This is a genomic window from Candidatus Protofrankia californiensis (assembly GCF_900634765.1).
Classification (GTDB): Bacteria; Actinomycetota; Actinomycetes; order Frankiales; family Frankiaceae; genus Protofrankia; species Protofrankia californiensis.
This window is the reverse complement of sequence record NZ_CAAAFT010000065.1, coordinates 3,690-8,302: the sequence shown is the minus strand read 5'-3', so window position 1 is coordinate 8,302 and position 4,613 is coordinate 3,690. Positions and strand designations below refer to the sequence as shown.

The window sequence follows — 4,613 nt, the reverse complement described above, 5'->3', positions numbered from 1 at the left end:
TGCGTGCCGCATATCCCGGCAGCGCGGCCTGCCCGGCCCCACCAACGAGTGGAAGGAGTACGCCGGCCGCGCATACCGGTTCGTCCAGAACGCGGCGTGGGATCCGGCCCGCGGCGCGTACATGGAACATCCCGGATCGTCACGGCTGGACGCCTCCCTGCTGTGCATGCCCCTGGTCAAGTTCTCCGGGCCCACCGACCCCCGTTTCCTGTCGACCCTCGACCGTTTCGGCGAAGAACTGGTCAGTGACAGTCTGGTGCGCCGCTACGCGGCTGACGGAAGCGACGGCCTGCACGGGGACGAGGGCACCTTCAACCTTTGTTCGTTCTGGTACGTCGAGGCGCTCACCCGGGCCGGCCGGGTCAGCGAGGCCCGGCTGGTGTTCGAGAAGATGCTGACCTACGCCAACCACGTCGGCCTGTACGCCGAGGAGATCGGGCCGTCCGGAGAGGCGCTGGGTAACTTTCCACAGGCGTTCACGCACCTCGCTCTGATCAGCGCGGCCCTCCATCTGGACAGAACCCTCGGCTGAGCGCCTCACCCTCGGCTGAGCGCATCCCGGCAGCGACCAGGTGAAAGCCCGCTTCCGACGGAAAGTCAGCTGGTAGCTGACATGTTGCTGACGTGTGCCCGATCCACCGGCAGGATGGGTGGGTACACGTGGCTCACCGGGGTAGAACACGCCGGATGCCGGCGGATGATCCGCCCCCGGCGGGCTGGACGCGCCGGCAGGGGCGGGGCAGAGGCCGAGGCAGGCCAGGGACGAGGGACGAGGGGCGCGACGATGGCGGGACTTGACGGTTTCCGGGTCGTGGTGGCAGCCGGGCGTGGAGCCGAGAGCGGTGTGGTGGTTCGCCTGTCGGATGTTCTCGTCGTCGCCAGCACCGGACGTCCCGGGACGTCGGAGATGACCAAGACCCTGCTGGCGCTGTGCGCCGACGTGGCCGGGGAGGCGGGGCCGACCTCGGGTGCGGGCCGCCGGCTGGTGCGCCGGGTCGCCGGGCTGCTCGCCGACGCCGACCCGGAGGCCGTACCCGACTTCGCGCTGCTGGCAGGTGTGGGCGACCGGCTGGCCGTGCTGATCCACGGTTCGATGGAGGTGGCCGCCCACGGCCCGACCCCGCTCACCCTTTCCGGGATCGAGTCGGCCACCTGGGTGGACCGTCTGCTTCCGGCCGAACTCGGCCGCCTGGACATAGGCCCGGCCGGCACGCTCGGACCGGCCGGTGTCGCGGGTGTCGCCGGTGTCGGGGGCGCGGCGAACAGCCCGGCCGCCGACGCCTTCCCGCTGGACCTGCGGATAGGCGCGGTACCCGGAATCGGGGCGAGCCTGGTGGCCTGCGACGTGCCCGTGTTCGTCCCGCAGAAGGGAACCGAGGAGGACTTCGCGGCCGGCTTCGGTGGGCCCCGCGACCCGATGACCGGGGCGGCGCCGATCCCGTCGGCGGACGCCGGCCCGTCCAAGGGCTCCTCCGCCGAGTCGGTGTCGACGGCTCCGCCGGCTCTGACACCGCTGCACGGCAAGGAGATCGACACCGCCGCCCACCTGCGCGCCGGCCAGCCCACGCAGGCCGCGGACTTCGCCACCCTCACCGCCGCGGACGACGATCCGCCGACCGAGCTTGCCGGGCGTGACCCGGCCGCGCGGATCGAGGACACCGAGAGCGAGGCACTCACCGAGCTGCCCGGCCGCGGATTCGACGTCGCCGACCTGTTCGACGACCAGGATGCTCCGACCATGCTGCCGGGCGGGTCCGAAGCCCAGGTCGAGGGCATACTCTGCGCCAACAACCACTTCAACCACCCGGCCGCGCCCTACTGCACCGAGTGCGGGCTGTCCCTGGCCCAGCAGACCGGCAATCCGGTCCGGGGACCCCGACCGACCATCGGCGTGATCGTCTTCGAGGACGGGCGGACCATCAACGTGGACAGGGACATCGTGATCGGCAGACAGCCCGACCGGGACGACGCCGTCCGCGCCGGCCGCGCGCTTCCGTTACTGGTCGAGGACGGCGAGAGTGCGGTTTCCCGCGTCCACGCGGTCATCACGCTCAACGGCTGGGACGCGGTGATCGCGGATCAGGGCTCCGCGAACGGTACCTACATCGCCCCGCCCGAGGCGACGGTGTGGACCCCGTTGAACCCGCACGAGCCGGCTCCGCTGGTCCCCGGAACCCGGGTCCAGGTGGGCAAGCGGACGTTCGTGTTCAACTCCCAGATGCAGATCTGACCACGGTGGTCGACGACAGCACCGACGAGACGGCGGACGAGGCCGCGGGCGGGACCGCGGTCAGGCGCAGGGGCCGGATCGTGCCTCGGGCGCCGTGGGTGGTTGCGCTGACTGTCGTGGCGCTCGCCCTGGTGGCGGCCGGTGCGGGCCTGCGGGGACTCGTCGATCGTCCGCCGGATGCGGACTCCGTGGACGCCGGTTTCGCCTATGACATGTCCGCCCATCACGCCCAGGCTGTCCAGATGGCGATGGTGGAGTTCCGCGGCGGCGCGGACATGACTCAACGTAGCGTCGCTCAGGACATCGCGCTCACCCAGCAGCGGGAGATCGGCATCATGTCGGCCTGGCTCACCAGTTGGCACCTGCCGCAGGTCTCGACCGAACCGCCGATGCGCTGGATGCACGACAGCGGTCATGACACCCACAGCGCCGAGACCGGCCACGACGCCGCGCACAGCGGTTCGACCGGCAGCGCGGTCGCCGGAATTCCGCCGGATTCATCACGAATGCCCGGTATGGCCACCGACACCGAACTGACCCAGCTGTCCAGAGCGCAGGGTCGGGATCTGGATGTCATCTTCCTCACTCTTATGATCCGCCACCATCGCGGTGGGATCACGATGGCCCAGCAGGCCGCGGCCCGCGCGCAGGAATCGGACGTACGGGCCCTGGCCCGAGCGATGGTCATCAACCAGGCGGTCGAGATCGACCAGATGCAGGCCGACCTGCGCGCGCTCGGCGCTCCCCCGGCCTGACTCACCGCTGCGACCCGGACGACTCCGCGACCCGGACGTCCCGGTAGCGACAGTCCGTAGCCATCTTTGGCGCCGCGCTGACAGACCGCTGGACCGAATCAGGTTCATGATTTCCTAATGTTGCCCGTGCAACATCCAATTCATGCAGCCGGCCACGGACACGGTCGTCCACCAGACCGCAGTGCCACGAACCGGTCACAATTCACCATGTAATTACGAGGAGTAATCCATGACAGCCGACACCTCCCGGCAGGCGAACCCGCCGAGCCCTCCGGGTCCACCAAGTCCTCCGAAGAAGAAACGGCCGAGCTGGCTGAAGGGCGTGGTGATCGGCGGGGTGGTCGTAGCTGCCCTCGTGGTCGGCGGGCCGTTCGTCTACATCAACTTCATCGAGGGGGATCCGCCGGCCGAGCTGTCGCTGGACAGCCAGCCGGCGCCGGGCACCGCCGCGACCGCCAGGGGCGCCGCCGGTGGGACCGCATATGCCACGCTCGACGGGACGTGGAAGGTCGCCTCCGGCTCGCAGGCCGGCTACCGCGTCAAGGAGGTCCTGTTCGGGCAGGACACCACCGCGGTCGGTCGGACCTCGGGCGTCACCGGGCAGTTGGTCGTCAGCGGTACCACCGTACCGTCCGCCGACTTCACCGTGGACATGACCACGGTCACCAGCGACCAGTCACAGCGCGACAGCCAGTTCCGCGGCCAGATCATGGAGACGTCCCGGTTTCCCACGGCCACCTTCAAGCTGACCAGGCCGATCGACCTCGGATCGGTGCCCGCGGAGGGCGAGAAGAGGACCTACCAGGCAACGGGTGACCTGACCCTGCACGGCGTCACCAGGACCGTCACCATCTCGCTGGACGCCCAGCGCGCCGGCGGGCAGATCCGGGCCGGCGGGCAGATCCCGGTCACGTTCAGGGACTACGACGTCAGCCCGCCGAACATCGGCGGGATCAAGGTCGAGCAGAACGGGGTCATAGAGGTCCTGCTCAACTTCGACAAGTCCTGACCCGACCGGAGGTGACACCTCGGGCGTACCGTCAGTGTCTGTGACCGTGGCCGACCCGGACGTCCGAGGTCTCACCGAGGTGGTGACCCGCCTGCGCCGTGTCCTGCGCACGAGCATCCGCTCGGACTATCCGTGGGAGTCTGTGCCGATGGCCCAGATCGAGCTTCTCCAATGCCTGGACGAGCGGGACGGCACGCGGGTCGGTGAACTCGCCGGTCTGCTGCGCCTGGCTCCCAACAGTGTCTCCACCCTCGTCCAGCAGCTCGCCAACACCGGTCTGGTCCGCCGTGACCGGGATCCGCTCGACCGTCGCGCCGCCCAGGTGTCACTCACCGACGCCGGCTCCCAGCGGCTTGCCGGCTGGCAGCATGCGCACGAGCGCCGGCTCGGGGATGCACTCGGCCGCCTGTCGGACCCGGACCGGGAATCGATCATGGCCGCCCTGCCCGCGTTGACCCACCTGGTGGACGCCCTGGCCGACCACAGCACCACTCGACAGCATCCGCGGCCCGATCACGACAACCATCCGTGACCGCGAGGAGCAAAAGCGGAGCGATCATGTTTTCACGGCCGGGGTTCCTGCCGGATCCGGCAGGTCGGGGAGGCCCGCCTCCCGCAA

5 protein-coding genes are annotated in these 4,613 nt (G+C 69.8%); all 5 read left to right on the top strand.

All coding sequences use genetic code 11. The features are described 5' to 3' along the window. Positions 1-532 (top strand): glycoside hydrolase family 15 protein (locus tag DD1DGNOD_RS03900; protein ID WP_241255447.1); only part of this gene is annotated, 532 nt, incomplete at its 5' end. Between the two features lie 252 nt (positions 533-784). Then, positions 785-2,230, top strand: coding sequence for an FHA domain-containing protein (locus DD1DGNOD_RS03895; RefSeq protein WP_131765269.1), 1,446 nt, complete (start codon positions 785-787; stop codon positions 2,228-2,230). A 5-nt stretch (positions 2,231-2,235) separates the two neighbouring features. After that, on the top strand, positions 2,236-2,985 hold the full coding sequence (locus DD1DGNOD_RS03890) for a DUF305 domain-containing protein (RefSeq protein ID WP_346434260.1): 750 nt from the start codon (positions 2,236-2,238) through the stop codon (positions 2,983-2,985). A 229-nt stretch (positions 2,986-3,214) separates the two neighbouring features. After that, positions 3,215-3,994: a YceI family protein gene (locus DD1DGNOD_RS03885; RefSeq protein ID WP_131769462.1), complete on the top strand. Its 780-nt coding sequence runs from the start codon at positions 3,215-3,217 to the stop codon at positions 3,992-3,994. A 34-nt stretch (positions 3,995-4,028) separates the two neighbouring features. After that, a complete protein-coding gene (locus tag DD1DGNOD_RS03880; protein ID WP_241251209.1) occupies positions 4,029-4,526 on the top strand; it encodes a MarR family winged helix-turn-helix transcriptional regulator in 498 nt (165 codons plus the stop codon). The last annotated feature ends 87 nt before the right edge of the window (positions 4,527-4,613 follow it).

Excerpts from the sequence above, each read along its gene's own strand:
- DD1DGNOD_RS03885 (WP_131769462.1), top strand. The coding sequence starts at position 3,215 with ATGACAGCCGACACCTCCCGGCAGGCGAACCCGCCGAGCCCTCCGGGT.
- DD1DGNOD_RS03895 (WP_131765269.1), top strand. The coding sequence starts at position 785 with ATGGCGGGACTTGACGGTTTCCGGGTCGTGGTGGCAGCCGGGCGTGGA.